Source organism: Acidovorax sp. BL-A-41-H1 (genome assembly GCF_051942715.1).
The window spans coordinates 668,923-693,865 of record NZ_JBPVJQ010000006.1 but is presented as its reverse complement, the minus strand read 5'-3'; the positions used below and the strand labels follow the sequence as shown (position 1 = coordinate 693,865).

Sequence of the window (24,943 nt, the reverse complement as noted above, 5' to 3'; positions counted from 1 at the left end):
CAGCCCCGCAGCCTCAGTCGCCCAGATCGATGACCGCGCCCCACTGCGCGCCGGGCAGCGGCTCGTAATGCGCCACGAGCACCACGCGCACGGGCTGCGCAGCTGCCGATGAAAGCGCCCTGGCCAGGTACGCGGCCGAGGGCTTGTCGAGCCCGCTCACCGGCTCGTCGATCAGCGTGAGCGCTGCGCCCGAGGCCAGCGCGGCAGCCATCAGCACCTTGCGCTTGCTGCCGGTAGACAGGGCGTACAGCGGCTTGTCCGCGTGCTCGTGCAGGCTGAAGCCGTGGATGTGGGTGTCGAGCGCCCTGGCGTCCCACGCAGGGTACCGGGCGGGCAACCCGTTCCACCAGGCGCGCGCGCTCAGATTGTCCAGGCTGGTCGAACGCGCATCGGCCCAGAACACATGCTGCGCGTAGGCCTGCGGGTCTGCCGCCTGGTCCACGCCGTGCAGCACGATGCTGCCGCGCTGCGCTGCCAGTTCACCGGCCAGCAGCCGCAGCAGCGTGGACTTGCCCCGGCTCTCGCCCCCCTGCACCAAGGCCAGCCCGCCCGGCAGCTCCATGCCGAAGCCATCGAGCACCTTGCAGCCCGGGTAGGCAAAATCCAGATCCCGCACCTGCAGCACCACTGCGTTGTCCACCATGCTGTCTCCTGTCTGTTATTCAAGCCGCGTATCGATCTTGCTGCGTGTGCCACGTATGGCCGAGGCATTCTAGGAGCCGGCGCGCAGGCCCCGACAATCGCCCCATGACCCTCGACTACCTTGACTTTGACTACAGCGAAGACGCCGACGGCACCGGAACGTTTGATGCCATGGCCAGCGTGCAGCCCGCGCAGCTGGTGCATCTGCAGGCCGAGGTGGCGCGCGTGCTTGCCTGGGCACACGCCGGGTTTCCTGGCGAATGCCAGCCGCTCGAAGACGGTGGCACCTGGCAGTACGACCTGCGCGGCAGCCAGGAGATCAGTGCCCCGCTGGCGCTGGAGTTCGACGCCGAGACCTCGCGGCTGTTGGCCACGGCGGGCCCGGCGGGAGTACCGCGCACCACGGTGTGCGTCACCTTGAGCGGCAGCGCCAGCTTTTGCGCTGCCTTTCGCGACGCCTTTGGCGTGGATTGACGCTCGCCCGCCCGCAAAACCCCACGCTGCGCACAGGTTAACGGCGCCCTTAAGTGCAGGGTGACTGGCTCAGCTAAAGTGAAAACTTATCAGTTTTTATTCATCCCGGAGAGTTTTCATGATGCACCGCCGTAATTTCCTGGGCGCCGGCCTGGGCTTGGCCGCTTATGCGGCCGGTTCCTTTGTGCCCGTCTGGGCGCAAAATGCACCGAGCTTTGGCACGCCCACGCTGCCGACGCCCGGGTTCCGCCGCACCAAGATCGGCGACGTTGAGGTGATCGCGCTGAACGACGGCATCACGCGCCGGCCGCTGGGTGAAGAGTTCGTGAAAAACGCGCCCATTGCCGAGGTGCGTGCGCTCCTGGCCTCGCAGGGCCTGGCCACCGACTACATCGACGTACCCTACACGCCGTTTCTGGTGATCGCCGGGGCACGCAAGATGCTCATCGACACGGGCCTGGGCGAATTCGGTGGCCCCACCACCGGCAAGCTGCTGGACAACCTGCGCGCCGCCGGTCTGCAGGCTTCGGACATCGACACCGTGCTGATCAGCCACTTCCACGGCGACCATATCAACGGCATTCGTAACAAGGCCGGTGAACTCACGTTCCCCAAGGCCAAGGTCATGGTCCCCGCCGCCGAGTACGCATTCTGGATGGACGATGCACGCATGGCCGCCGCACCGGCCGGTATGAAGGGCGCGTTCGACAACGTGCGCCGCACATTCAGCACCATGACGGCAGACACCTTGGTGCAGTTTGCAGCGGGCGCTGAAGTCGGCCCCGGCATCCAGTCCGTGGCCGCCTACGGCCACACACCCGGCCATTCGCTGTTCGAGCTGACGTCGGCCGGGCAAAAGTTCTTCTATGTCGCTGACCTGACCAACGTGCCCGCGCTTTTTGCACGCAACCCCGACTGGGCCGTGACCTTCGACATGGACGCAGAGGCCGCGCGCAAGGTGCGCCGCGACGTGTTCCAGCGCGTGACCGCCAGCAAGGCCATGGTGGGCGGGTTCCACTTCCCGTTCCCGGCATTTGGCCGCATGGCGGCGGCGGGCAACGGCTATGCCTTCGAGCCACTGGCCTGACGGGTGCCGCACGGGCTGCTGCGCGGCCTGTGCCCCCCCTGCCCCGCCTGCGGCTGACGCTGCGGCCAGATTGCCCAGGCGCGCACTGCTAGCGGCCGCCGCCACGGGCGCGGGCCTGGCGCTGCTGCCCTGGCAGGCCCGTGCTGCGGCAGAGGCGCCCGAGGCAGCGGCTCTGTTGCGCCAGGGCGGTGTGGTGATGGCCTTTCGCCATGCCTTGGCGCCAGGCACGTTCGACCCGCCCGGTTTTCGCCTGGGCGATTGCAGCACGCAGCGAAACCTGAGTGACGGCGGTCGCGTGCAGGCACGCCGCATTGGCGAGTGGTTCAGCCAGCAGGCGCTGGTGCCAGCGCGGGTGGCCTCCAGCCCGTGGTGCCGGTGCCTGGACACCGCCAGCCTGGCCTTCGGGCAGGCTCCGGAGAGCTGGGCAGCACTGGGGTCGCCGCGCGGCTACTCCGAAGTTACCGGCGCAGCCCACCTTCAGGCGCTCCGTAAGTCGCTGACGGCGGCATCGGCCCGACCGGACCGTTTCGAGGTGTGGGTCACGCACATGTTTGTGCTGTCAGACCTGGCCGGAGCGAACGCTGCCTCGGGCGAAGGGCTGGTGTTGCGCATGGGCCGCAAGGGCAACGTGGAAACGCTTGCGCGTCTGGCAATCCCTGCCTGAGCGCGCGCCGTCGGCCTACAGCCGGGCATGCGGCTGAAATCTATCCTTGAAGCACGCTGGCGGATGAGCCGCCGGAGCACCCGCACCGGCCTCGGCCCAGCCAACGCGCTTCAACAGGATTCCCATGGTCTGCCGCTCCCTCCCCGCTTCCCGATCGTCTGCGCCTTTCGGCGCACGGGACTCTCATCTTTGCTGCACAGGGGCCTGCCCATGAGCGCGCGCCCTGCACTCTCGTCCGCACCAAGCGCGGCCCCTCCTGTTCTGTCCAGGGCGTCGCATGACTACAACGCCGCCGAGGCGGTTGCTGACATGCCGCCCTTGCTGCGCGCGCTTCACAGCCGCGTGCGCATCGAGCTGGAGATCGACCTGCGCTATCAGATCGACCAGTACGGGGCCGATTTCGTCTTCAACATCCACCCTGCGCAGACTGCCAGCCAGACACTCCACGACGAGCGGCTGCACATCAACCAGGATGTGCCCTACGACGTGCACACCGACCCGGCCACGGGCAACCGCCACCTGCGCCTGCGTGGCGAACCCGGGGTACTGGAAGTGTCGTATTCAGCGACGGTGGACATCGCGCACTACCACGGCGACCCGTCGTTGCTGGCAGAAGTACCGGTTCGGCTGCTGCCGCACGAGGCCCTTGGCTACATCTACCCCAGCCGGTATTGCCAGTCCGACCGGCTGTTGCGCCTGGCCTTCAACAAGTTTGGCGGCTTGCCCCAGGGCTACTCGCGCGTACGCGCCATCTGTGACTGGGTGCAGGCGCATGTGGCGTTCACGTCCAACACCTCCAACTTCAACACGTCGGCCGTGGACACGCTGGTGGAGCAGGTGGGCGTGTGCCGCGACTTCGCCCACCTGATGATCGCCCTGTGTCGCGCGGTGAACATCCCCGCACGCTTTACCACCGGCACAGACTACGGCGCCGACCCCGCGCTGGGCCCCCCTGATTTCCATGCGTATGTGGAGGTCTACCTGGGCAACCGCTGGTACATCTTCGATCCGTCCGGCACGGCCGTGCCCATGGGGCTGTTGCGCTTTGGGAGCGGGCGCGATGCTGCCGACGTGGCGTTTGCCACCATGTTCGGCGGCGTGCGGGGAGACGCGCCGGTGATCCGCACAGTCGCCATCGAAGATGCCGCACAAGGTCTGGTGCTGCCGCACCACTGCAGCACAGCGCTGTCGACCGATCCGGGGCCTACCTGAGGACCAGCGCGGCCCTGCGTTGCAGCAGTGCGGGGCAGCGCTGACACCGCAACAAGGCCTTGCCGGACCGGACCACCGTGAGGTATGGCCTAATATCGGTTTTTTCCAACCTACGCAGAGACCACCATGGGCAACAAGATCGTCACCGAAGCAGACCGCAAGCGCACTCCCCAACCTACCCCCCTGCCCGGCTTCTCGCTGCGCACACAGGGCCGTGGCCAGCGCGTGAGCCTGGAACGCGGCGTGGCTACGCGCAGCAAGAAGAACCCTGGCAAGCGTTCGCGCAAGGGCGGCTGATCTGCCCATGCCGTGCCCTCGGGCACGGGCCTCGTGTCAAAACGCCCTCAGCAGAGGGCGTTTTTATTTGTCCAGCAGAAAGCGCCCGGGACTTTCACGCCAGACACCGCCATCCGTACTGCTGATGGCATACATGCAGCTTCCGGTGCCAAAGCATGCCAGCGCTACTCCAGCGGCATGGGCTCCGTCTCGGTCTGGCCTCGGGCGGGCAAAACAATGTGAAAGGCCGTGCCGCCGCCTGTGACATTGCGCGCGTAAATCTGTCCGTTCATCGCTTCCACGATCTTGCGGCAGATCGCCAGGCCCAGGCCGGTGCCGCCTGAGCCGTCCTTGGTCTTGGTGGACTGCACGAACGCTTCAAAGATGTGCTCCAGCTCGGGCTCGGGAATCCCTGGGCCCTGGTCGCGCACGACCAAATGCACCTGCCCTTTGGAGTCAAGCCGGCCGGTCAGCGTGATCTTGCCGCCCGGTGGAGAGAACTTGATGGCGTTCGCCACGACATTGCGGATCACCTGCTCAAAGCGCAGCGGGTCAGCCTTCGCCATCAGCGGCACGTCTGCCAGCTGTACGTCCAGCAGCAGGCGGCTGCGCGTGAGCAGCGGGTCCAGCTCCCGCAACACCGGCCGTATCACGCCGCGCAGGTCGATGCGCTCCAGATGGAACGTGCCCACCGTACTCTCCAACCGGGACACCTCCAGCAGGTCATTGACCAGGTTGAGCATGCGCTGGCCAGCCAGATGGATGGATTCGAACATCGACGCCAGCTTGGGCTGTGCCGCGCCGCGCAGCACCCCCAGTTCCGCAAACCCAAGGATGGACTGAAGCGGGGTGCGCAGCTCGTGGCTCATGTTGGCCACAAATTCCGACTTGGCTCGCGATGCCTCCTCGGCAATGTCACGCGCCTCCTGCGTGGCGCGCTCTGCTTCACGGAACTCGCTGATGTCCATCAGGATGCTGAGCACCCCCGTCACGCGGCCGTGCTCGTCGGCAATGGCGGCTTTCTCCACCCGTGTATCGCGCCGCGAGCCATCACCGCGCAGCACCTGCACTTCAAAGAATGTGCGACCGCCCCATCGCACGAGTTGCGAGTTGGCCGACGCATGCACCCGCACCTCCTCGGGCGGCAGGAATGACTGGAGGGTGTGGCCGAGTACGTCTTCGCGGGCACGGCCCTTGTACTCTTCCCAGGCCCGGTTGACCCGCACCACGCGGTCGTGCGCGTCGGTCACGGAGATCGGCAGGGGGTTGGTTTCCAGGAGCAGCTCCTGAAACGCAATTTGTGCCTGCAACTGGTGCTGCGCCGTCCAGCGCTCGGTGACATCGACCGCACTGCCCGCAAATCCGGTCAGTCGCCCATCCACCCGCAGCGGCACCACGGCCACCTGCACCATCAATTGGCGCCCGCCGGGAAATTGCGCCATTGCCTCGCAGTGCCGAACGGTTTCGCGCGACTGGCGGTCCAGCAGGCGTGCCACCTCGCCCCGGCTTTCGGGAGCAATGAAGTCCTGCATCTGCTTGCCGATGGCGTTCGCTGCCGACTCGCCCGTAAACACGGTCCAGTGGGCGTTCACGTAGGTGATGAAGCCGCGCGCGTCCGTGCGGAAGATCAGCTCCTGCACGCTGCGCATCAGCACGCTCAGATCGTGCTCGCTCTGCGAGATGCGGCGCTGGGCAGCCTGAACCTCGGCCATGGCCGATTCGCGGGTGCGCGCGCCGCGCCAGACCGCCAGGGTGAGCCCGATGGTGAGCAGCGTGAGCGCGGCCCCGATGCCCAGCAAGGCGCGCGACTCCGAAAGCCACCGGTCTACGGCGCTACGGTAGGGCTCCTCCACCATCACGACCAGCGGTTTGGTGCCTGACACGCGAAAACCCAGGATCTGCCGTTCACCGGTGACTCCCTTGCCCACATAGGTGCCGTGCTCCTGCCTGGGCAGGTACTGGCTGAACACCGGAATGCGGCTGATCGACTGCCCGGCCATGGCAGCGGCCGCACCCGAACTGGCCAGCACCTGGCCGCTGTAGGATGCCACCACCGACTCGAACGTGTCGGTCTCCAGCGTCAGGCGCTGGAAGTTGGACAACGCATCCGGGTTGATCAGCGCCACGAGAGACATCAGGTCCCCACTTTCGCTTTTGAAGCCGTGTTGCACGGGGATGAAGCCCACACCGGGCGGCGCGGGTACGGAGGCGCCGTTCAGGCGAATGCTCAGCAGGCTCCGGCCGGCCACCCAGCCACCCAGCAGGGTCTGCCCTGCGCTTACGGTGGGCCCCAGGCGGGGAATATCGACAAACGTCTCGGCATCGCCTGCAAAAGTGCTGGCTACCACGCGGCCGCCAGAGTCCATCACCGCCAGCCCCCTGAGAAAGGTCAGCCCGGCCAATGCCTGTTTGAGGGCCTCTTCCATGCGAGGTGGAACGGTGCCCGACGACATCACCGCAGGCGAACTCGACAGTGCATCCAGCGCCAGTTCGGTGGTCTCGAAGGTGCGCGTGGCCTGGTCCTCGAGGATGCGCGCCAGCATGGCGGCGTGGGCGTGATTGCCCCGCATGGCCACACGAAAATCGTTGAAGGCGAGCGCAACAATGGCCGCAAACACTGCCGCAGACGCGAGCGCACCGACCAGCAGGACCAGATGGCTCGGCTGGGAAAACCAGGCGCGCAGCGAGCGGGGGGACGCCACCTTCATACGGTCCATCTCAGCGCACGACGATGGCCGCAAGGCCATTGCGGCCTGCTGCCTCTACCAGCCTTCCGTCGCGCTTGATCCGGGCCACAAAGGCGTCCATCTGACCAAGCCAGCGCTCGTCGCCCTTTTTGACGGCATAGCCGTAAGGGAGCACCGAAAACGGTTGGGGTGGCTCGACCAGCCGGGCCCAGTCTGCGTTGTCCAGCAAGCGACGGCTGTAGGGGTAGTCGGTCATGAACACATCCACGCGCCCGGCCATCAGTTCCCGCTCGCGCGTGGCCGGGGGCTTCACGGTCACCATGGTGGCCTTCTTGAGCCGCTGCGCCATGACCGGCTCCATGAAGGTGCCGGCCTGCACGCCCACCAGTACGCCGGGCTGGTCGATGTCGGCCCACTGGCGCACGACCGTATTGCTCTTGGTGGTGATGCCATAGATGTCGCTCTTCATGTAGGGCTCGGTGAACGCCAGCTTTTCCATGCGCTGGGGCAGCATGCCCACGGCAAACATCGCCACGTCGCAACGGTCCTGTGTCAGATCGTCAATCAGGCCGGGAAAGCTCGACTCCACATATTCGACGCGGGCCTTGATATCCTGCCCCAGGGCCGCAGACAGTTCGATGTCGATGCCCGCCAGCGCCTGCGTGCGCGGATGCCGGTACGTCACGCCGTAATAGTCGGGCCAGATGCAGACCTTGACGGTCGAGGTGGCCTGCACACGGTCTGCCACCGGCCCCGCCACCGCAGCAGGAACCAGAAAGCCAAGCACGCCTGCGGCAAGGCACAGGCCCGCCAGCAGCCTCGCGGCACACGGCCTGGTGTGGCCGCTGCGGCCGGTAGACGAAGGCATCATGGTCTCTCCAGTTGGTGGGCAGGCGCCCGCTTGCTCAATGGGAATCTATCAGGTCATCGAAGGACGGGCGCTCAACCGTAACCTTGCAGCGCAGGGCATCGATCTGCACCACATGAGCCATGAAAGCATCGACCACAACGGGATCGAACGCCCGAGCGCGCTCGTCAGCCAGCATCTGCAACGCGACGTCCACCGCGAACGCGGGGCGGTAGACCCGGTCCATCGTGAGCGCATCAAAAAAGTCCACCACGGCGGTAATGCGGCCCGACAACGGAATGGCATCGCCAGCCAGGCCAGCGGGATAGCCGGAGCCATCCCAGCGCTCATGATGTGTGACGGCGACCTCGGCCGCCATCCGGAACACGGGGATATTGTTCGATCGACCCAGAATCTCGGCGCCCATTGCGGCATGACGGTTCATCAGCTGACGCTCATCAGGTGTGAGCGTACCGGGCTTTTTGAGCACATGGTCGGGGATGCCTATCTTGCCGATGTCGTGCATGGGTGCGGCCTTTCGCAGCATGCGCGCGTAGCCCGGGCTTTGGCCGAGGATGAGCGCCAGCGCTTCTGCCAGATAACCGATGCGAACGATGTGCACGCCCGTGTCGTCATCCTTGAGCTCGGCAGCGGCCGACAGCTGCAGCAATGCCCCGTGGTGCGCGCGGGTCACTTCGCGCAGCGCATTGTTGCGCTCGCGATACATTCGCCCGAAGTCCTGGACGAACAGCTCCATCTGCCGTGCGGCTGCCTCGTCGAAGCAACGCGCCTCGGGCGAAGGCTCCCCGCAAACCAGGTGGCCGCTGTCCATCATTACAGGGCCGCTTCGAGGCGGTAGATTTTTTCCAGCACCTGCAGCGTGCTGAAAGGCTTCATGAGGTAATCGTCCGCCCCGGCGGCCATGCCCATCTCGCGGTCGCTGGCCTGCACACGTGCCGTCAGCATGATCACCTTGGTGTGCCGGGTGTTCGGGTCGGACTTGATGCGGCGGCAGACATCCAGGCCGGTGAGGGTGCCGGGCATCATCACGTCGAGCAGCACGATGTCTGGCCGGAGTTCCTGCGCAAGTTCCCAACCGGCATCACCGGTGGACGCTTCATGGATCTCGAAATCATCGAACTCGAGCGTCATTTTCAGCAGTTTGCGGATGTCCAAATGGTCTTCGACAATCAGGATTTTTTTCATGTGCAACTTTCAAGTGGACAAGAACGGGACAGAAAGAAGGAGTTAAAACAACTTTTTTCGTATGATTGAGATCATATCAATCATTTTTATCAAACTCAAGCCCACAGAACAAGATTTTCGCGACAAAATGGAGGCGTTATGCAAACTGAAACATCCTCCCCCATTCCTGCAGTGCCAGACCACTACACCACCCTGGAAGTCGCCAAACTGCTGGGAATGGCGGTTCGGTCGGTCCAGTTGATGGTTGACCGCAACGAACTCGATGCCTGGAAGACTCCGGGCGGGCATCGTCGCATCTCGCGCGCTTCGGTCGAGCGCTGGATCAACGCCCGTGGCCCTGCCGCCATCCAGGGTGGCTCCAACGGCACATCGGCGTCTGCACCGGGCGCTGCACGCCGCGCCGGCGGCGGGGCGGCGGCACAGGTGCTGCTCATTGAGGACTCCATCCACTTCCAGAATCTGGTGTCGCTGATCGTCCAGCAGCATTTCCCCGGGGTGGCCCTGCACGTGGCCAATGACGGTATTGCGGGCCTGGCGCTGTACGGCCAGACCCAGCCCGACGTCCTGATCGTGGACATCCTGCTGCCGGGCATCGACGGCGCCACGCTGATCACCACGCTACGCTCGCACCCGCAATTCACACGCAGCCAGCTGATCGTGGTGACCTCGCTGGATGAACAGCAGCGCGAGCCCTACGCCTTTGCACTGCAGGGCGTGCGAGTGATCCACAAGCCCAGCCTGGTGGCCGAGTTGCCCTCTGCACTCGCTGCCTGCCTGCCTGCGCAGCGGGGCGTGCAGTGACCCTGCCGAAGGTCCTGCTCATCGAGGACGACGCATCCATTACCCAGTTTGTCAGGATGGCCCTGGAAGACCTGGAGATTGAACTCCTGGCCTGCACCAATGTCGTCGACGCATGGCAGGTGCTGGAGGCGGGCGGAATCCGCCTGGTGCTGACCGACCTGATGCTGCCGGGCGAATCGGGCATCGACCTGATGCACCGTCTGCGCAACCACGCAGGGCGCGTACCGGCTGTGCCCGTGGCGGTATTCAGCGCGGGCCTGACGCCACCGGTGCGCGACGAGCTGACCGCGCTGGGCGTCTGGCGCATGCTGTCCAAGCCCATCCCGGTGATGGAGCTTGAGGGCTGCGTGCGCGAAGCGCTGACGCTGACAGGTGCTCCGGCCCCCTCCCCCGCCGGAAATGCCGTGCAAGGTGCGCCAGGCGCGCCCCTCACGCCGGCCGAAAGCGAAGCAGTCGCCACCCATTTCGGCGGCGATGAGCGCCTGTTTCGCGCGTACCGCGAGCTGCCACACGCAGTTTGCAGCCGATGTCAAACAGGGCGATGCTGCCCACGCGGCCGGCGACTGGCAGGCCTTGCGCCGCCTTGCCCACAGCCTTGGCACCGTGCTGCTGACGCTGGGACACCCCGGGCACAGTGCCGTGGCCAGGGCACTGGAAGACGCTGCAAGCCACCCCGACATTCCAGCCTGCCAGCAGGGCTGGGCGCGCCTGCGCAGCTTTCTGACAACCCTGTAGAGCCAGCCTGTCGGCAGCGAAGGGCGCGGTGATCTAACATCGCCCGCATGATCACCGTCCACCACCTTGAAACGTCGCGCTCACAGCGCATCCTGTGGCTGCTGGAAGAGCTGGGCCTGCCCTATGAGCTCAAGGTCTATCAGCGCGACAAGGCCACCAGGCTTGCGCCCGCTGCGCTCAAGAAGATCCACCCGCTGGGCAAGTCCCCGGTGATCACCGATGGAGATGACGTGATCGCCGAGTCCGGCGCCATCATCGAATACCTGGTGGAAACCTATGGCGGGGAGGCCACTGGCGAGCTGGCCCACCTGCAACCCGCTGCAGGCACGCCAGCCCACCGGCAATGCCGCTTCTGGATGCACTACGCAGAGGGCTCGCTGATGAACTGGCTGGTGATGAAGCTCGTGTTCATGAGCATTCCCACGCAGCCCATGCCGTTCTTCGTCAAGCGCATTGCCCGCGCGCTGTGCGCCAAGGTGCAGGAAAAGCTGATTGACCCGAATCTGGCCACGGCGCTGGCTTTCATGGAAACCCACCTGGCCAGCCACGCGTGGTTTGCGGGCGACCACATCAGCATGGCCGACTTCCAGATGAGCTTTGCGGTGGAAGCAGCGCTTTCGCGCACTGGCAACTCCGCCAGCGTGGGACGCCTGGCGGCCTACCGTGACCGCATGGTGGCGCGCCCTGCCTACCAGCGCGCCATCGCCAAGGGCGGGCCGGTGGTGATGGGGGCATGACCACCCGCCCACCCGGCGCCTGGCCCGGTGGCTACGGCGTGCTCTTTGTCTGCATGGGCAACATCTGCCGCAGTCCGACAGCGCACGGAGTGTTCCGCCACAGGGTCGCGGCGGCCGGCCTTGCCGACCATGTACGCGTGGATTCGGCCGGCACCCACAACTACCACCCGGGAGAGCCGCCCGACGCGCGCAGCCAGCGGCATGCGCTGGAACGCGGCTATGCGCTTTCCGACCTGCGGGCACGGCAAATCACCGAGGACGACTTTGCGCAATTTGACCTGGTGCTGGCCATGGACTGGGACAACCTGGCCCTGGCGCAAGACCTGTGCCCACCAGCCCACCGTGGCAAGGTGAAGCGGCTGACGGAGTTCTGCGTGCGGCTGAGCAGCCCGGTAGTGCCCGACCCTTACTACGGTGGCGCGCAAGGCTTCAGCGAAGTGCTTGACCTGGTGGAAGACGCCTGCGAAGGCCTGCTGCAGCATGTACAGCGCCAGCTTGCACGGGCACCGGCAGGCTCGGCACGGCACTGAGCCACTTCAAGCCGCCTCAGCGTACGCCGCAGACCAGCGCGCCCGGGTCGTTGTGGATCAGATCCCGCTCGTTCTTGGCCTGGGCCACTTCCATGTCCCGCGGCAGGGTCACGCCGTTTTTCACGGCCAGGATCTCCGCCATCACGCTCACGGCGATCTCGGGTGGCGTCTTGCTGCCGATGTAGATGCCGATGGGCCCGCGCAGGCGCGCCAGGCTGGCTTCGGTCTGGTCGAAGTGCTCGATCATGCGCGCGCGGCGGGCTTCGTTGTTGCGGCGCGATCCGATGCCGCCCACGTAGAACGCCTCGGTGTTGAGGGCTTCCAGCAACGCCAGGTCATCGAGCTTGGGGTCGTGTGTGAGGGCCACCACGCAGGTGCGGCGGTCGGGCTTGAACGCCAGCACCACATCGTCGGGCATGTCACTCACCACCGTGGCTCCAGGCACGCTCCAGGCGCCGCGGTACTCCTCGCGCGGGTCGCACACTGTCACGGCAAAACCGTTGAACAGCGCCATGGTGGCCAGGTACTCGGCCAACTGGCCCGCGCCGATGAGCAGTATGCGGTACTCGGGTCCGAACGTGTTGGTGATCTGCTGCGCGTCCACCACCAGATCGGCCGGGGCGGCGGCGGGCTGCAGGCTGGCCACCCCATCGGCCAGGCGCACGGTACGCTGCATCAGGCGACCGGACTCCAGCGCCGCAATCAGCGACGCCAGGGAAGCTGCGTCGGGGTCGTATTCGAGCAGCAACTCCAGCGTGCCGCCACAGGGTAGGCCGAAGCGGTGGGCTTCGTCCGCCGTGATGCCGTATTTCACGAAGGAAGGCGGGCCGCTGGGCATGTGGTGGTCGCCGGGCGATCCGGCCTGCGCATCTGTCGCGGCATTCACGGCGCTTGCTGCGTAGGCACGGGTGTGGCGATCGATCAGGTCGTCCTCGATGCAGCCGCCGGACACCGACCCCACTACCGACCCGTCTTCGCACAGCGCCATGATCGAGCCCACCGGCCGGGGCGACGAGCCCCAGGTGCGCACCACCGTGGCCAGCAGCGCACGCCGGCCTGCAGCACGCCATCCGTGCAGCGTGCGCAGCACCATCACATCCAGGTTTTCCATCCGTCTTCTCGGTGTTGCAGCAACCCGGTCGCGGCTGCTGCGGTGTTTCGTCGTAGCAACCGCAAGGCGCAGTGTGTCAGCGGTTGAGCCACCAGCCCAGTGCGGCCAGGGCCGCCGCCCCCACAGCCCAAACCCACACGGGTATGCCACCCCCATTGTCCTGCGGGCCCGCCGACGCGGCCATGGCCATGGCGCCGGGTTGCGTGGGTTCGTCAGAGAGCGCGGACTCTGCCACGGCCGCGCGCGGGTGGCGGCGCTGCATTTCGTCATCAAATCGCTTGAAGAAATCCTCGGCCATCGACTTGGCCGCGCCATCGATCAGGCGCTGGCCCAGCTGTGCGATCTTGCCGCCCACTGTGGCGTGCACGGTGTAATTCAGCTCGCAGCTTTCCTGGCCGGCAGCATCTGCGGCCAGCGGCACCAGTGATACCTTGGCATTGCCCTTGCCAAAGCCAGCCACACCGCCCGACCCATCGAACGCGATGGTGTAGCTCTGGGGCGGCACGATCTCGGACAAGGTGATCTTGCCCGCGAACTTGGCCGACACCGGACCGATCTTCAGCGCCATCGCCACGGTGTACTGGTTTTCCGCTGTGGGTTCGACCTTGTCGCAGCCGGGGATGCACAGCTTGAGGACTTCGGGGTCGTTGAGCGCGTCCCAGGCCTGCTGCTGGCTGACGGCAAGGGTGCGGCTGGCTTGCATTTCCATGATGGTTTCCTCTCGGACTGTCTGTGGTTGTCGTAGTGGGTCTTGGGCGGACCTGCAAAGGGTGTGAGCTGTGGCTACGGCCTTACCGCGCCCCGGGAGATCGCAGCAATGCGGCTAGGCTGCCCGCCAGATCCTGCAGGCGCGCCAGGTTGTGTACTGCCACCATGCCATGGGCCTGGCGGTGCAAGGCGGCTGCGCCGCGCGCCGTGGGTGCATACCCGTCAAAGCGCAGCAGCGGGTTGAGCCACAGCAGGCGGCCTGAGTGGCGGCGCAGCCAGCCCAGTTCGCGCTCCAGTTCTTCGGGCGCGCCCGTGTCCAGCCCGTCGCTCACCAGCAGCACCAGCGTGCGGCGGCCCACCAGGCGACGGGCATGGGCGGTGCGTAACTCGGCCAGGCAGGCGCCCAGCCGGGTGCCCCCGGCAAAGTCGGTGATGGCCACGCTGGCTGCCTCCAGCATGGCGTCGGTATCGGCCAGGCGGAAGGCAGCGCCCAGGTCGGTGAGCGTGGTGCCGAACGCAAACACGTCGCGCCGCAGGCCGCCGCCGGCATGGCGCGCTGCCGTGGCCGCATGCAAAAACGCCAGCAGCAGCCGGGTGTAGCGCTCCATGGAACCCGATACATCCACCAGCACCACCAGCGGCAGCGGCTGCTGGCGGCGCTGCAGCAGGGGCACGCGCAGCAGCTCGCCACCGGTGCTGGCCGCCAGCTGCATGGCGCCGGCCCAGTGCGGGCGCTGGCCACGCACACCCGGCCGCGTGCGGCGCGCTGCGTAGTGCGGCAGGGGCAGCGTGATGTCGCGGGCCAGCCGCTCCACCAGCAGGTATTCGCTGGCTGAGAGCTGGTTGAAGTCGGCATGGCGCAGGCGCTGCAGGTCGCTGGCCGTCATGGCGGCGTCGAACTCGATCTTGTCGTCCTCGCGGGCAGGCGGTGCACTGCGTGCCGCGCGCACCGGCGCCAGCGCCTCGTTCACGCGCGGGCGCCGCCGGGCGGGCTCGGCCTTGGCGGGCGCGCTGGGCAGCATCTGCGCCAGCAGTTTCTGCGCCACCTCGGGGTTGCGAAAGTACGCGTTGAACAGCTCCTGAAACACGGCGCGGTCCTGCTCGCGGCTCACGAGCACGGCCTCCAGCGCCGCGCAAAAGTCAGCCCGGCCGAGCCCGGTCAGCATCAGCGCCTGCTGGGCCAGCGCCATGCGTGCGGCATCCACCGGCACACCGGCGCGGCGCAGCGCACGGCCGAAGCCGCTCACGTTGTCCGCGAGCTTGCCGCTGCGCACATCGCCCAGCTGCGAATAGGTGGGTGCGGCCTGGTCCATGCGGGCAGCTGCCGTGGTCACGCGGCAGGTTCGGGTGCCAGCAGTTGGGTCGACAGGTCGCGCGTGAGCGCGGCCACGTCTTCACGCTGCTTGAACAGGATACCGGCGGTGTCGGACACCACCTCCGGGTCTACTACCAGCGTGTCGAGTGCGACGAGCGCCTTGGCCCATTCCACGCTTTCGGCGATGCCCGGTGCGCGGCTGAACGCATTGGCAAAGGGCTGGCTGCGCAACCGGCTGACAAACTCGGCCACCTGGCGGGCCAGTGCTTCGCTGGCACCCGGCGCCTGGGCGCGGACGATGGCCAGCTCGCGCTCGCGCTCGGGGTAGTCGAGCCAGTGGTACAGGCAGCGGCGCTTGACGGCATCGTGCAGATCGCGCGTGCGGTTGCTGGTGAGGATGGTGACCGGCGCTGCTGCAGCGCGCACCGTGCCCAGTTCGGGAATGCTGACCTGGTATTCGCCCAGGTATTCCAGCAGGAAAGCCTCGAACGGTTCGTCTGCGCGGTCCACCTCGTCGATCAGCAGCACAGCGCCGGGCGCAGGGGCCTGCAGCGCCTGCAGCAGCGGCCGCCGGATGAGGTAGCGATCCTGATAGACCTCGGCCTCGATCTGCGCGACATCGGCAGCGCCACGGGCTTCTGCCGCACGCATGTGCAGCAGCTGCGCGGCATAGTTCCACTCGTACAAGGCCTCGCGCTGCTCCAGCCCGTCGTAACACTGCAGGCGGATCAGGCTGCGGCCCAGCACTTCGCCCAGCGCCCGGGCCAAAGCCGTCTTGCCCACGCCTGGCTCACCCTCCAGCAGCAGCGGGCGCTGCAGCTGCAGCGCCAGGTACACCGCGGTAGCCAGGCGACGGTCTGCAAAATAGCCCACATCTTGGAGTGCGAGTACCAGGTCATCGACAGAAGTGGGCAGACTCATTGCTTCTTTTTTGATAGCTACAGGAGAATAAAATGAAAGGGCTTGCGGCCTGTTTGATCCAAAAATGGTGCCATGGTGGCTCCTGAAGCCGCAAAAGCCGCTGGCCGCTGGCCGCTGGCCGCTGGCCGGTGGCCTGGCCCTGGCCTCGCCGCGCCGCGCCGCGCCGAAGGCCGGCTCCCTTCTCCGGCCAGACCGGCAAAGCCGGAGGCCGGGAGAGCGAGCCGGCTCACCGCTCAGGAGGCAGCGTTCATCTGCGCGACCGCCCGCTGCGTCTGCACGCTGATCAGGTTGGCGCGGTAGGCAGCACTGGCGTGGATGTCGCCATTGAGGTCACTGGCGTCAATCTTCACGGCGGCCGCGGCGGCAGGGGTGAAGCTCTGGTTGAGCGCGGCCTCCAGCCCTGCATGGCGGAAAACGCTGCTGGCAGCGCCGGTGATGGCCACCCGCACACCGCTGTCGGTTTGTGCGGCAAACACGCCCACCAGCGAGAACCGCGACGCGGCCTGCTTGAACTTCATGTACGCCGCCCGCTTCGGGATGGGGAAGCGGATGGCAGTGATGATCTCGCCCTCGTCGAGCGCGGTGGTGTACATGCCCACAAAGAAGTCATCTGCCGGAATCTCGCGCCGGTTGGTGATGACCGTGGCCCCCAGGCCCAGCACAGCACTCGGGTAGCACGCGGCCGGGTCGTTATTGGCCACCGAACCACCGAGCGTGCCGCGGGCGCGCACCTGGCGGTCGCCAATGTGTGCAGCCAGGTCGGCCAGTGCAGGAATGGCAGCCTTGACCTCGGCACTGGCGGCCACGTCCATGTGGCGCGTCATGGCGCCGATGACCAGGGCATTGCCCTCACGGCGAATGCCGGCCAGCTCGGCCACACCGTTCAGATCGACGATCTTCTCGGGGTTGGCCAGGCGCAGGCGCATGGACGGCAGCAGGCTCTGCCCGCCCGCCAGCAGCTTGCCGCCCTGGGCGATGAGCTGCGCGGCAGCGCTTGTGGAGGATGGCGCTTCAAAGGTGAATGCGTACATGGTCGGTCTCCTTATGCCTTGGCACTTTGAATGGCTTCCCACACGCGGTGTGGCGATGCTGGCATGTCGAACTCCTTCACGCCCAGCGGGAGCAGGGCGTCCAGCACGGCGTTGATGACCGCAGGGGGCGAGCCGATGGCCCCCGCCTCGCCGCAGCCCTTGGTGCCCAGCGGGTTGTGCGTGCACGGGGTGCACACATGGCCGAGCTTGAACTCGGGGAAATCATCCGCGCGGGGCATGGCGTAGTCCATGAAGCTGCCGGTGAGCAGCTGGCCCGTCTCGCGGTCGTACACGCAGTTTTCCATCATGGCTTGGCCGATGCCCTGCACGAGCCCGCCATGCACCTGCCCTTCCACAATCATCGGGTTGATGATGGTGCCGAAGTCGTCCACCGCGGTGAACCTGTCCACCCGCGTGCTGCCGGTGGCGGGGTCGATTTCGACTTCGCAGATGTAGGTGCCGGCCGGGAAGGTGAAGTTGGTCGGGTCGTAGAACGCGGTTTCGTTCAGGCCCGGCTCCAGTACATCGAGCGGGTAGTTGTGCGGCACATAGGCCGCCAGCGACACCTGGGCAAACGGGATCTTCTTGTCGGTGCCGCGCACGCTGAATTCACCGCCCGCAAAGTCGATGTCGGCGTCGCTGGCCTCCATCAGGTGGGCCGCAATCTTCTTGGCCTTGGCCTCGATCTTGTCCAGCGCCTTCATGATGGCCGCGCCGCCCACGCTGATGGAGCGCGAACCGTAGGTGCCCATGCCAAACGGCACGCGGCCGGTGTCGCCGTGCACGATGTCCACGTTGTCCACCGGGATGCCCAGGCGTGCCGCCACCACCTGCGCAAACGTCGTCTCATGCCCCTGGCCGTGGCTGTGCGAGCCGGTGAACACCGTCACGCTGCCCGTGGGGTGCACGCGCACCTCGCCGCATTCAAACAGGCCTGCACGCGCGCCCAGCGCACCGGCAATGTTCGATGGCGCAATGCCGCAAGCCTCGATGTAGCTGCTGTAGCCAATGCCGCGCAGCATGCCCTTTGCTGCACTGGCTGCCTTGCGCTGCTCGAAGCCCGCCACATCGGCCAGCTTGTTGGCGCCGTCCATGCACGCAAAGAAGTCGCCCGTGTCGTACTGCAGCGCCACCGGTGTCTGGTACGGAAAGCTGTTGATGAAATTGCGGCGGCGGATTTCGTCTTGCGATAGCCCCATCTCCCACGCGCAGCGCGTGACCAGGCGTTCCAGCAGGTAGGTGGCCTCGGGGCGGCCTGCGCCGCGGTAGGCATCCACCGGCGCGGTGTTGGTGAACCACGAGTCCACCTCCACATACACCTGCGGCGTGCTGTACTGGCCTGCCAGCAGCGTGGCGTAGAGGATGGTGGGTACGGCGCTGGCAAAGGTGCTCAGGTAGGCGCCCAGGTTGGCGTCGGTGTGCACGCGCAGCGCCAGGAACTTGCCGTCCTTGTCCATCGCCATCTCGGCGTGGCTCACGTGGTCGCGGCCGTGGGCATCACTCAGGAACGCTTCGCTGCGGTCGGCCACCCACTTGATGTTGCGGTTGAGCTTCTTGGAGGCCCAGGTCAGGCACACGTCTTCGGCGTACAGGTAGATCTTGGAGCCGAAGCCGCCGCCCACATCGGGCGCAATCACGCGCACCTTGTGCTCGGGCAGGCCCATCACGAAGGCCGTCATCAGCAGGCGCTCGACGTGCGGGTTTTGGTTGCTCACATAGAGCGTGTATTCGTCGCTGGCGCGGTTGTAGCTGCCGATGGCCGCACGGGGCTCCATGGCATTGGGGATCAGGCGGTTGTTCACTAGGTCGAGCTTCGTCACATGCGCGGCGTTGGCAAACGCAGCATCCACCGCGCCCTTGTCGCCAATGGCCCACTTGAAGCAATGGTTGTCGGGGGCGATGTCGTGCAGGCCGGCACCAGCCACTGCGCCTGCAGCCGCGTCGGCCACGTTGACCACCGCGGGCAGCACGTCGTAGTCCACCTCCACCAGCTCGGCCGCATCGCGCGCCTGCTGCTGCGTATGGGCCACCACCATGGCCACGTGGTCACCCACGTAGCGCACCTTGCCCTGGGCCAGGATGGGGTGCGGCGGCTCCTTCATGGGCTCGCCGTTGGTGCTGGTGATGAGCCAGCCGCACGGCAGGCCGTTGATGCTGTCGGCCGCCACATCGGCGCCCACGAACACGCCCAGCACGCCGGGCGCGGCCTTGGCAGCATCAATGTTGATGCTGTTGATCTTGGCGTGCGCGTGCGGCGAGCGCACGAAAACAGCGTGGCTTTGCGCAGCCAGCACCACGTCGTCGGTGTACTGGCCAGCGCCGGTCAGAAAACGGTAGTCTTCCTTGCGGCGAACGGACTCACCGATGTGCGGAAGGTTCGAGAAATCGGATGCACCCATGGTCGTGTCTCCTTGGCGTTGTTGGTGGCGTGCGCTCAGGCCGACGCGGCCATGGCCTTTTGGCCCTGCTGCACGGCGCGCACGATGTTCTGGTAGCCGGTGCAGCGGCAGATGTTGCCCTCCAGCAGCTCGCGGATTTCGCCTTCGGAGGCGGCTGGGTGGTTCTTGCACAGGTCCACCGCGCTCATCACCATGCCGGGAGTGCAGAAGCCGCATTGCAGGCCGTGACACTCCTTGAACGCTGCCTGCATGGGGTGCATGGTGCCGTCGGGCGCGGCGAGCCCCTCAATGGTCTGCACGTCTGCGCCCTGGGCCTGCGCCGCCAGCATCGCGCACGACTTGACCGCGCGGCCGTTGACATGCACGGTGCACGCGCCGCACTGGCTGGTGTCGCAACCCACGTGGGTGCCCGTCAGTTGCAGGTGTTCCCGCAGGGCATGCACGAGCAGGGTGTTGGGAGGTACGTCAACACTGGCAGCGCGCCCGTTGACCGTGAACTGGACTTGCATCTGGCTGTCTCCTGGAATGGTTTTGGCTGGACTTGCACATCGAATCTTGTGCCTCGCCGTTTTCGCCATCCCTAGGGACAACCCTGAATTCACCCCGACCTGCGCCGGATATTCTCAATTTGAAACATGTTGCACTGCACAGCAGCGCATCATCCCGGCGGTTCGAGTCCGTCACCACCAAAAGCCTTCCGGGGGTCCGATGCAATTTTCTGCGGCGCCATTGCCTGTCGACCGCCATGCGCTGATTGCGCAGGCGCGGGAGGCGTTACTGGCACAGGGCACGGCCCCCGTGCGTGCTGGCGTGCAGTCGTGGATCACCCGCTCGTGGCAACGCTGCCTGGCCAACGGGCTGAGCCCAGCCCAGCGCGCATCTTTCGAGATGGTGAGTGCTCCGGCACTGCGACGCACCCAGGAGCAAAACCGCGCCCTGCTGGATGCGGCCCGCCCCGTGCTTGCACAGCTGACCCATGCCATCTCGGCCATGCGCTATTTCTCGATCCTCACCGACGCCCGCGGGATTGTTGTGGACGTGCAGGGCGCTGTGGACCGGCAGGATCCGCGCGCCAGCGCGATCGGGCGCGTGGGCATCGACCTGTCGGAAGCCGCAGTGGGCACCACCGCCATTGGCGCGGCGCTGGCCGAGCTGCAGCCGGTATGGCTGCACCGCGGAGAGCATTTTCTCGATGACAACAGCAGCTACAGCTGTGCGGGCGCGCCGCTGTTTGGCCCGCAGGGAGACTGCATCGGCATGCTGGACCTGACCGGTATCGATGTGCCCGAGCGGCCCGAGCTGCGCCATCTGGTCGCACGATCTGCCCGCGCCATGGAAGATGCATTGCTGCAGCAGCAGCCGCACGCGTTGCTGCTGCGGCTGAACTGGCCGGGCTGCGCACTGGGCGGCGAAGGCGACGGCCTGCTGGCGCTGGACGCTGATGGCGTGGTGCTGGGCGGCAATACCGCAGCACGCCAGTTGTTGCCGCTGTGGGCCACATCGCCTGCTGCACCCACGCATTGCAGCGACCTCATCGCATTGCCGTGGATGCAACTGTTCGATGCGGCACGCAGCCGCAGCGCCCATGCACCGCTGGATCTACCCCTGTGGTCGGGCCTGCGCCTGCAGGGTCTGGCCCGGCAGCCCGCGCACGCCGCGGGGTACCTGGCCGATCTGCACGTCCCCACGTTGGCCGCATCGCACCCTGCAATGCGACGCCCCGGGACAGCGCTGGAGGCTGGCACCGATGCATCCCTGGCGACTGCACCGCTGCGGCAGGCAGAAACCGCACTGATCCGCCGGGCCGTGCAAGAAGCGCGCGGCAATGTGGCCGAGGCCGCGCGGGCGCTGGGCATCAGCCGCGCCACGGTGTACCGCAAGCTGGGCACCCCGAAAGGGCCGGGGCGCAGCTGACTACGCGACCGCCGCATCCGGCCTTGCGCAGCAACGCAGCAGTGTCAGACCTCCGCCAGCGCCAGCACCACCGCACTGTCTTCCACCGTAAGCGCCACCCGGCTGCCTGCACGCAGCCCGCTGCCGGCTGCGGCAAAGCCGACCATCTGCACGCCGGCATCGAGCAGGGCCGACACCTCGTCGCCCGAGGTGCCACGCGCCACGCGCACTGCCCGGGCGGCAAAGCAGAACGCGTCTGGCGTCACACCCTGCGCCGCCCTGGACGGGACCGTAGCGCGCACAACGCGCACCGCTGTGGCCTTGCACAGCGCCTGTACGGCTACGCCGGGTTGCAATCCCATCAGCTGCGCGCTTTCCTGTGTGATGCGCGAAGCCAGCGCCGTCGGGGCGCTGCGCAAGTCGCCGCCTGAAGCCAGCACCTGGGTCTCCAGCGCCAGGTGCACACGCACGATCTGCCCCTGCAGTTCGAGCCGCTGTACCACGCAGGGCCATTGGTTGCGCATGCTGGTGCGCACCGCCAGGCGCGCAAGGGCCGTGCCGGTGCAGGCTGTGGCCTGCCAGCGCGACAGCACCGCCCCACGTGCCTGCGCCATGGCATCGGCCGCCGCCAGCAGCTGACGGCCCGCTTCGGTCAGCTGTGCTCCACCACCGCCCGCACCTCCCACGGCGCGCGCCACCAACGGGGTGCCTGCCAGGTTGGTCAGCGTATCCACCGCCTGCCAGGCGGCCTTGTAGCTCACCCCGGCAGCACGGGCCGCCTGCGAGATGGAACCGCCCTCCCCGATCTGGCGCAGGATATCGATGCGCTTGTCGGCAAGCGCGTTGCCAAGGGCGGTGGCAATGGACAGCGGAGCAGTCACAGCGATCCTTGGAGATGGATGGGGCGGGTGTCCGCACTTGCGCTATTCTATGGATGAATAGCGCTCCTTCACGACATGCTGCACGCCGGAATGCTCCGCCTCCTTCAGCCGTTTCGCCGTCTCGCCTGCCTGGTGCTGGGTGCCACCTTGGCCCAGGCAGCCGGGGCGGCCACGGTGTCGGTAGCCGTAGCGGCCAACTTCATGGCGCCCATGCAGAAGATCGCTGCAGCGTTCGAAGCCGACACAGGCCACCAGACCACGCTGTCGTTTGGCGCGAGCGGAAAGTTCTATGCCCAGATCACGCACGGGGCGCCCTTTCATGTGCTGCTGTCGGCCGATGAAGCCACGCCCGCGCGCCTGGAGCGCGAGGGCAAGGCAGTGGCAGACACACGCTTTACCTACGCCACAGGCGCACTGGTGCTGTGGAGCGCCCAGCCCGGGCTGGTGGACGAGCAGGGCGCAGTGCTGCGCACTGGCAACTTCCGGCACATCGCACTGGCCAACCCCAAGGTCGCGCCCTACGGTGCGGCAGCCGTGCAGGTGATGGACAAGATGGGCCTGGCCGCCAACCTGCAACCACGCTGGGTGCTGGGCGAGAACATTGCCCAGACGTTCCAGTTTGTCGCTTCGGGTAACGCACAGCTTGGCTTTGTAGCGCTGTCGCAAGTGATGGCGGACGGGCGCATTGCACAGGGCTCTGCTTGGCCCGTGCCCGCCAGCCTGCACGCCCCCATCCGGCAGGACGCTGCCCTGCTGCTGCCCGGGCGCGGCAACGCGGCAGCCGTTGCACTGCTGCAATACCTGCGTGGCGACAAGGCCCGTAGCATCATGCGGGCACATGGCTATGGCGCCTGATACCGCCCGGGCTTGTGCCCCCAACGCCCATGCCGTTCACCAGCGCTGACCTCGCCGCCATCGGCCTCACCCTGCGCCTGGCGGCCACCACCATGGTGCTGCTGCTCGTGCTGTGCACGCCGCTGGCCTGGTGGCTGGCGCACACCCGCTCGCGCTGGCGCGGCCCGGTGTCGGCCGTGGTAGCGCTGCCGCTGGTGCTGCCGCCCACGGTGATCGGTTTCTACCTGCTCATCACCATGGGGCCCAACGGGCCGCTGGGCCAGTTCACGCAGTGGCTGGGGCTGGGCACCCTGCCGTTCACGTTCTGGGGCCTTGTGGTGGGCTCGCTGATCTACTCGCTGCCGTTTGCCGTGCAGCCGCTGCAGCACGCCTTCGAGGCCATCGGCCAGCGCCCGCTGGAAGCCGCAGCCACGCTGGGCGCCGGGCCGATCGACCGCTTCTTCACGGTGGCCGTGCCACTGGCGCGGCCGGGGTTCATCACGGCCGCCATCCTGAGCTTTGCGCACACCGTGGGCGAGTTCGGCGTGGTGCTGATGCTGGGCGGCAACATACCGGGCGTCACGCGGGTGGTGTCGGTGCAGATCTACGACCATGTGGAGGCCCTGGAATACACCCAGGCCCACTGGCTCGCCGGCGGCATGGTGGTGTTTTCGTTTGTGGTGCTGCTGGGGCTGAACCTCACGCGCCGCAATGCAGCCGCGTCGGTGGTGCGCTGATGGACACGCTCCCCGATTCCCGCCACATCACCGCGCGCCTGCACCTGGCGCGCCCGGGCTTCACCCTTGACGTGGACCTGCGCCTGCCCGGGCGCGGTGTGACCGCACTGTTCGGCCCGTCGGGCTGCGGCAAGACCACCTGCCTGCGCGCGATCGCGGGGCTGGAGCGCCCACAGCCCGGCAAGGTGGTCGTCAACGGAGAGGTCTGGCAGGACGACGCCGCGCAGGTGTGGCGCCCCACGCACCAGCGCTCCCTGGGCTATGTGTTCCAGGAGGCCAGTCTTTTCGACCACCTCACGGTGGGCGGAAACATCACCTACGGGCTGCAGCGCACGCCTGCAGCAGAGCGCAAGGTCGCGCTGGACCAGGCGGTGGCCCTGCTGGGCATCGGTGGCCTGATGGACCGGCGGCCCGCGGCGCTGTCGGGCGGCGAGCGCCAGCGCGTGGCCATTGCCCGCGCGCTGGCCACCAGCCCGCGTTTGCTGTTGATGGACGAGCCGCTGTCCGCACTGGACCCGGGCCGCAAGGCCGAAGTGCTGCCCTACCTGGACAACCTGCACCGCAACCTCGACATACCCGTGCTGTACGTGAGCCACGCCATCGACGAAGTGGCCCGGCTGGCACACCACATGGTGCTCATTGATGCCGGCCGCGTGCGCGCGGACGGCCGCACCGAAGACCTCATCACCCGCCTGGACCTGCCGCTGGCGCATGGCGACGCTGCCGCCACCGTCATCGAGGGCACGGTCACCCGCCATGATGCGCACGACCATGTCACCACGGTCGTCTTTCAAGGCGGCGAGCTGCTGCTGGTGAGCCCGGCAGCCCGCACGCCGGGCGACAGGATACGGCTGCGGCTGCAGGCGCGCGATGTCAGCCTGGCGCTGGAAGCGCCTGCCGGCACCAGCATCCTCAACGTGCTGCCAGCCACGGTGGCGGCTGTGGCGCAAGACAGCCCCGGCCAGTGGATGGTGGCGCTGGACATGGGCGGCGTGCGGGTGCTGGCCCGCATCACCCAGCGCTCTGCAACCGCACTGGGCATCGCGCCGGGGCAGCCGGTGCTGGCACAGATCAAGGGAATTGCCGTTGTGAACTGAGCGGCCATCGGCCGGACATAACGGCATTTGTATCCGGCTTGCCAGCCGGGTATGCCCCACCCCGGTACGGCCCGCCACGGGCTCCTTCAATCGTATGATTCGCCCCACAACGGGGGTG

26 protein-coding genes are annotated in these 24,943 nt (G+C 66.9%); 13 read left to right on the top strand and 13 right to left on the bottom strand.

All coding sequences use genetic code 11. The annotated features are described in order from the left end of the window. Positions 1–13: 13 nt before the first annotated feature. Entirely contained in the window at positions 14–643 is a 630-nt protein-coding gene (locus ACTPOI_RS16410) for an ABC transporter ATP-binding protein (protein WP_440110684.1), read from the bottom strand. Between the two features lie 104 nt (positions 644–747). Between ACTPOI_RS16410 and ACTPOI_RS16405 the strand changes: the two genes are divergently transcribed. The 5 genes from ACTPOI_RS16405 to ACTPOI_RS16385 all read left to right on the top strand — a co-directional run bounded on the left by ACTPOI_RS16405 (position 748) and on the right by ACTPOI_RS16385 (position 4,376). Continuing rightward, positions 748–1,116 (top strand): hypothetical protein, encoded by a 369-nt coding sequence (locus ACTPOI_RS16405; RefSeq protein ID WP_440110682.1) that lies wholly within the window; start codon positions 748–750, stop codon positions 1,114–1,116. Between the two features lie 118 nt (positions 1,117–1,234). After that, positions 1,235–2,203, top strand: a complete 969-nt coding sequence (locus ACTPOI_RS16400) for an MBL fold metallo-hydrolase (protein WP_440110680.1) — start codon at positions 1,235–1,237, stop codon at positions 2,201–2,203. 70 nt (positions 2,204–2,273) lie between these two features. Then, on the top strand, positions 2,274–2,867 hold the full coding sequence (locus ACTPOI_RS16395; protein ID WP_440110678.1) for a histidine phosphatase family protein: 594 nt from the start codon (positions 2,274–2,276) through the stop codon (positions 2,865–2,867). Positions 2,868–3,176: 309 nt separating this feature from the next. Beyond that, positions 3,177–4,079: a transglutaminase-like domain-containing protein gene (locus ACTPOI_RS16390; RefSeq protein WP_440112650.1), complete on the top strand. Its 903-nt coding sequence runs from the start codon at positions 3,177–3,179 to the stop codon at positions 4,077–4,079. Between the two features lie 126 nt (positions 4,080–4,205). Beyond that, positions 4,206–4,376: a hypothetical protein gene (locus ACTPOI_RS16385; RefSeq protein WP_197506389.1), complete on the top strand. Its 171-nt coding sequence runs from the start codon at positions 4,206–4,208 to the stop codon at positions 4,374–4,376. 164 nt (positions 4,377–4,540) lie between these two features. Here the strand turns inward: ACTPOI_RS16385 and ACTPOI_RS16380 are convergent, their stop codons facing one another. The 4 genes from ACTPOI_RS16380 to ACTPOI_RS16365 are packed head-to-tail and all read right to left on the bottom strand — an operon-like array spanning position 4,541 to position 9,095. Further along, positions 4,541–7,072, bottom strand: a complete 2,532-nt coding sequence (locus ACTPOI_RS16380) for a PAS domain S-box protein (protein WP_440110676.1) — start codon at positions 7,070–7,072, stop codon at positions 4,541–4,543. Position 7,073: 1 nt separating this feature from the next. Next, entirely contained in the window at positions 7,074–7,913 is an 840-nt protein-coding gene (locus tag ACTPOI_RS16375) for an ABC transporter substrate-binding protein (RefSeq protein WP_440110674.1), read from the bottom strand. 34 nt (positions 7,914–7,947) lie between these two features. Beyond that, positions 7,948–8,721 carry an HD-GYP domain-containing protein gene (locus ACTPOI_RS16370; protein WP_440110672.1) on the bottom strand — a complete coding sequence of 258 codons (774 nt, stop codon included), beginning with the start codon at positions 8,719–8,721 and terminating at the stop codon, positions 7,948–7,950. Between the two features lie 2 nt (positions 8,722–8,723). Next, positions 8,724–9,095: a response regulator transcription factor gene (locus ACTPOI_RS16365; protein ID WP_440110670.1), complete on the bottom strand. Its 372-nt coding sequence runs from the start codon at positions 9,093–9,095 to the stop codon at positions 8,724–8,726. A 138-nt stretch (positions 9,096–9,233) separates the two neighbouring features. Here ACTPOI_RS16365 and ACTPOI_RS16360 point away from each other — a divergent pair, with 138 nt between their 5' ends. The 4 genes from ACTPOI_RS16360 to ACTPOI_RS16345 are packed head-to-tail and all read left to right on the top strand — an operon-like array spanning position 9,234 to position 11,898. After that, positions 9,234–9,896 carry a response regulator gene (locus ACTPOI_RS16360; protein ID WP_440110668.1) on the top strand — a complete coding sequence of 221 codons (663 nt, stop codon included), beginning with the start codon at positions 9,234–9,236 and terminating at the stop codon, positions 9,894–9,896. After that, positions 9,893–10,663 (top strand): response regulator, encoded by a 771-nt coding sequence (locus tag ACTPOI_RS16355; protein WP_440110666.1) that lies wholly within the window; start codon positions 9,893–9,895, stop codon positions 10,661–10,663. The genes ACTPOI_RS16360 and ACTPOI_RS16355 overlap by 4 nt, the downstream gene beginning before the upstream one ends. A gap of 15 nt (positions 10,664–10,678) precedes the next feature. After that, a complete protein-coding gene (locus ACTPOI_RS16350; RefSeq protein ID WP_440110664.1) occupies positions 10,679–11,368 on the top strand; it encodes a glutathione S-transferase family protein in 690 nt (229 codons plus the stop codon). Next, complete coding sequence (locus ACTPOI_RS16345) at positions 11,365–11,898, top strand: low molecular weight protein-tyrosine-phosphatase (protein ID WP_440110662.1); 534 nt, start codon at positions 11,365–11,367, stop codon at positions 11,896–11,898. Before ACTPOI_RS16350 ends, ACTPOI_RS16345 begins: the two co-directional genes overlap by 4 nt. Before the next feature lie 16 nt (positions 11,899–11,914). Here the strand turns inward: ACTPOI_RS16345 and ACTPOI_RS16340 are convergent, their stop codons facing one another. From ACTPOI_RS16340 to ACTPOI_RS16310, 7 genes are all read right to left on the bottom strand, one after another. Beyond that, the gene (locus ACTPOI_RS16340; RefSeq protein ID WP_440110660.1) at positions 11,915–13,009 is read right to left on the bottom strand and encodes an XdhC family protein; all 1,095 of its coding nucleotides are present in this window, start codon (positions 13,007–13,009) and stop codon (positions 11,915–11,917) included. Between the two features lie 76 nt (positions 13,010–13,085). Next, complete coding sequence (locus ACTPOI_RS16335) at positions 13,086–13,718, bottom strand: CoxG family protein (RefSeq protein ID WP_440110658.1); 633 nt, start codon at positions 13,716–13,718, stop codon at positions 13,086–13,088. Positions 13,719–13,800: 82 nt separating this feature from the next. Beyond that, positions 13,801–15,030 (bottom strand): vWA domain-containing protein, encoded by a 1,230-nt coding sequence (locus ACTPOI_RS16330; RefSeq protein ID WP_440112648.1) that lies wholly within the window; start codon positions 15,028–15,030, stop codon positions 13,801–13,803. A gap of 17 nt (positions 15,031–15,047) precedes the next feature. Continuing rightward, a complete protein-coding gene (locus tag ACTPOI_RS16325; RefSeq protein WP_440110656.1) occupies positions 15,048–15,953 on the bottom strand; it encodes an AAA family ATPase in 906 nt (301 codons plus the stop codon). A gap of 233 nt (positions 15,954–16,186) precedes the next feature. Then, positions 16,187–16,984 (bottom strand): FAD binding domain-containing protein, encoded by a 798-nt coding sequence (locus tag ACTPOI_RS16320; protein ID WP_440110654.1) that lies wholly within the window; start codon positions 16,982–16,984, stop codon positions 16,187–16,189. 11 nt (positions 16,985–16,995) lie between these two features. Continuing rightward, positions 16,996–19,383 (bottom strand): xanthine dehydrogenase family protein molybdopterin-binding subunit, encoded by a 2,388-nt coding sequence (locus tag ACTPOI_RS16315; RefSeq protein WP_440110652.1) that lies wholly within the window; start codon positions 19,381–19,383, stop codon positions 16,996–16,998. 35 nt (positions 19,384–19,418) lie between these two features. Beyond that, positions 19,419–19,892 carry a (2Fe-2S)-binding protein gene (locus ACTPOI_RS16310; protein WP_291518254.1) on the bottom strand — a complete coding sequence of 158 codons (474 nt, stop codon included), beginning with the start codon at positions 19,890–19,892 and terminating at the stop codon, positions 19,419–19,421. Positions 19,893–20,091: 199 nt separating this feature from the next. On the opposite strand from ACTPOI_RS16310, the gene ACTPOI_RS16305 reads away from it, so the two are divergent. After that, positions 20,092–21,297, top strand: coding sequence for a helix-turn-helix domain-containing protein (locus ACTPOI_RS16305; protein WP_440110650.1), 1,206 nt, complete (start codon positions 20,092–20,094; stop codon positions 21,295–21,297). A 44-nt stretch (positions 21,298–21,341) separates the two neighbouring features. On the opposite strand, the gene ACTPOI_RS16300 is transcribed toward ACTPOI_RS16305, so the two are convergent. Then, positions 21,342–22,157: a TOBE domain-containing protein gene (locus tag ACTPOI_RS16300; protein WP_440110648.1), complete on the bottom strand. Its 816-nt coding sequence runs from the start codon at positions 22,155–22,157 to the stop codon at positions 21,342–21,344. 90 nt (positions 22,158–22,247) lie between these two features. Here ACTPOI_RS16300 and modA point away from each other — a divergent pair, with 90 nt between their 5' ends. The 3 genes from modA to modC are packed head-to-tail and all read left to right on the top strand — an operon-like array spanning position 22,248 to position 24,825. Continuing rightward, the gene (gene modA, locus ACTPOI_RS16295) at positions 22,248–23,012 is read left to right on the top strand and encodes a molybdate ABC transporter substrate-binding protein (protein WP_440110646.1); all 765 of its coding nucleotides are present in this window, start codon (positions 22,248–22,250) and stop codon (positions 23,010–23,012) included. 29 nt (positions 23,013–23,041) lie between these two features. Next, complete coding sequence (gene modB / locus ACTPOI_RS16290; protein WP_440110644.1) at positions 23,042–23,728, top strand: molybdate ABC transporter permease subunit; 687 nt, start codon at positions 23,042–23,044, stop codon at positions 23,726–23,728. Continuing rightward, positions 23,728–24,825 (top strand): molybdenum ABC transporter ATP-binding protein, encoded by a 1,098-nt coding sequence (gene modC / locus ACTPOI_RS16285; protein ID WP_440110642.1) that lies wholly within the window; start codon positions 23,728–23,730, stop codon positions 24,823–24,825. The genes modB and modC overlap by 1 nt, the downstream gene beginning before the upstream one ends. Positions 24,826–24,943: the final 118 nt, after the last annotated feature.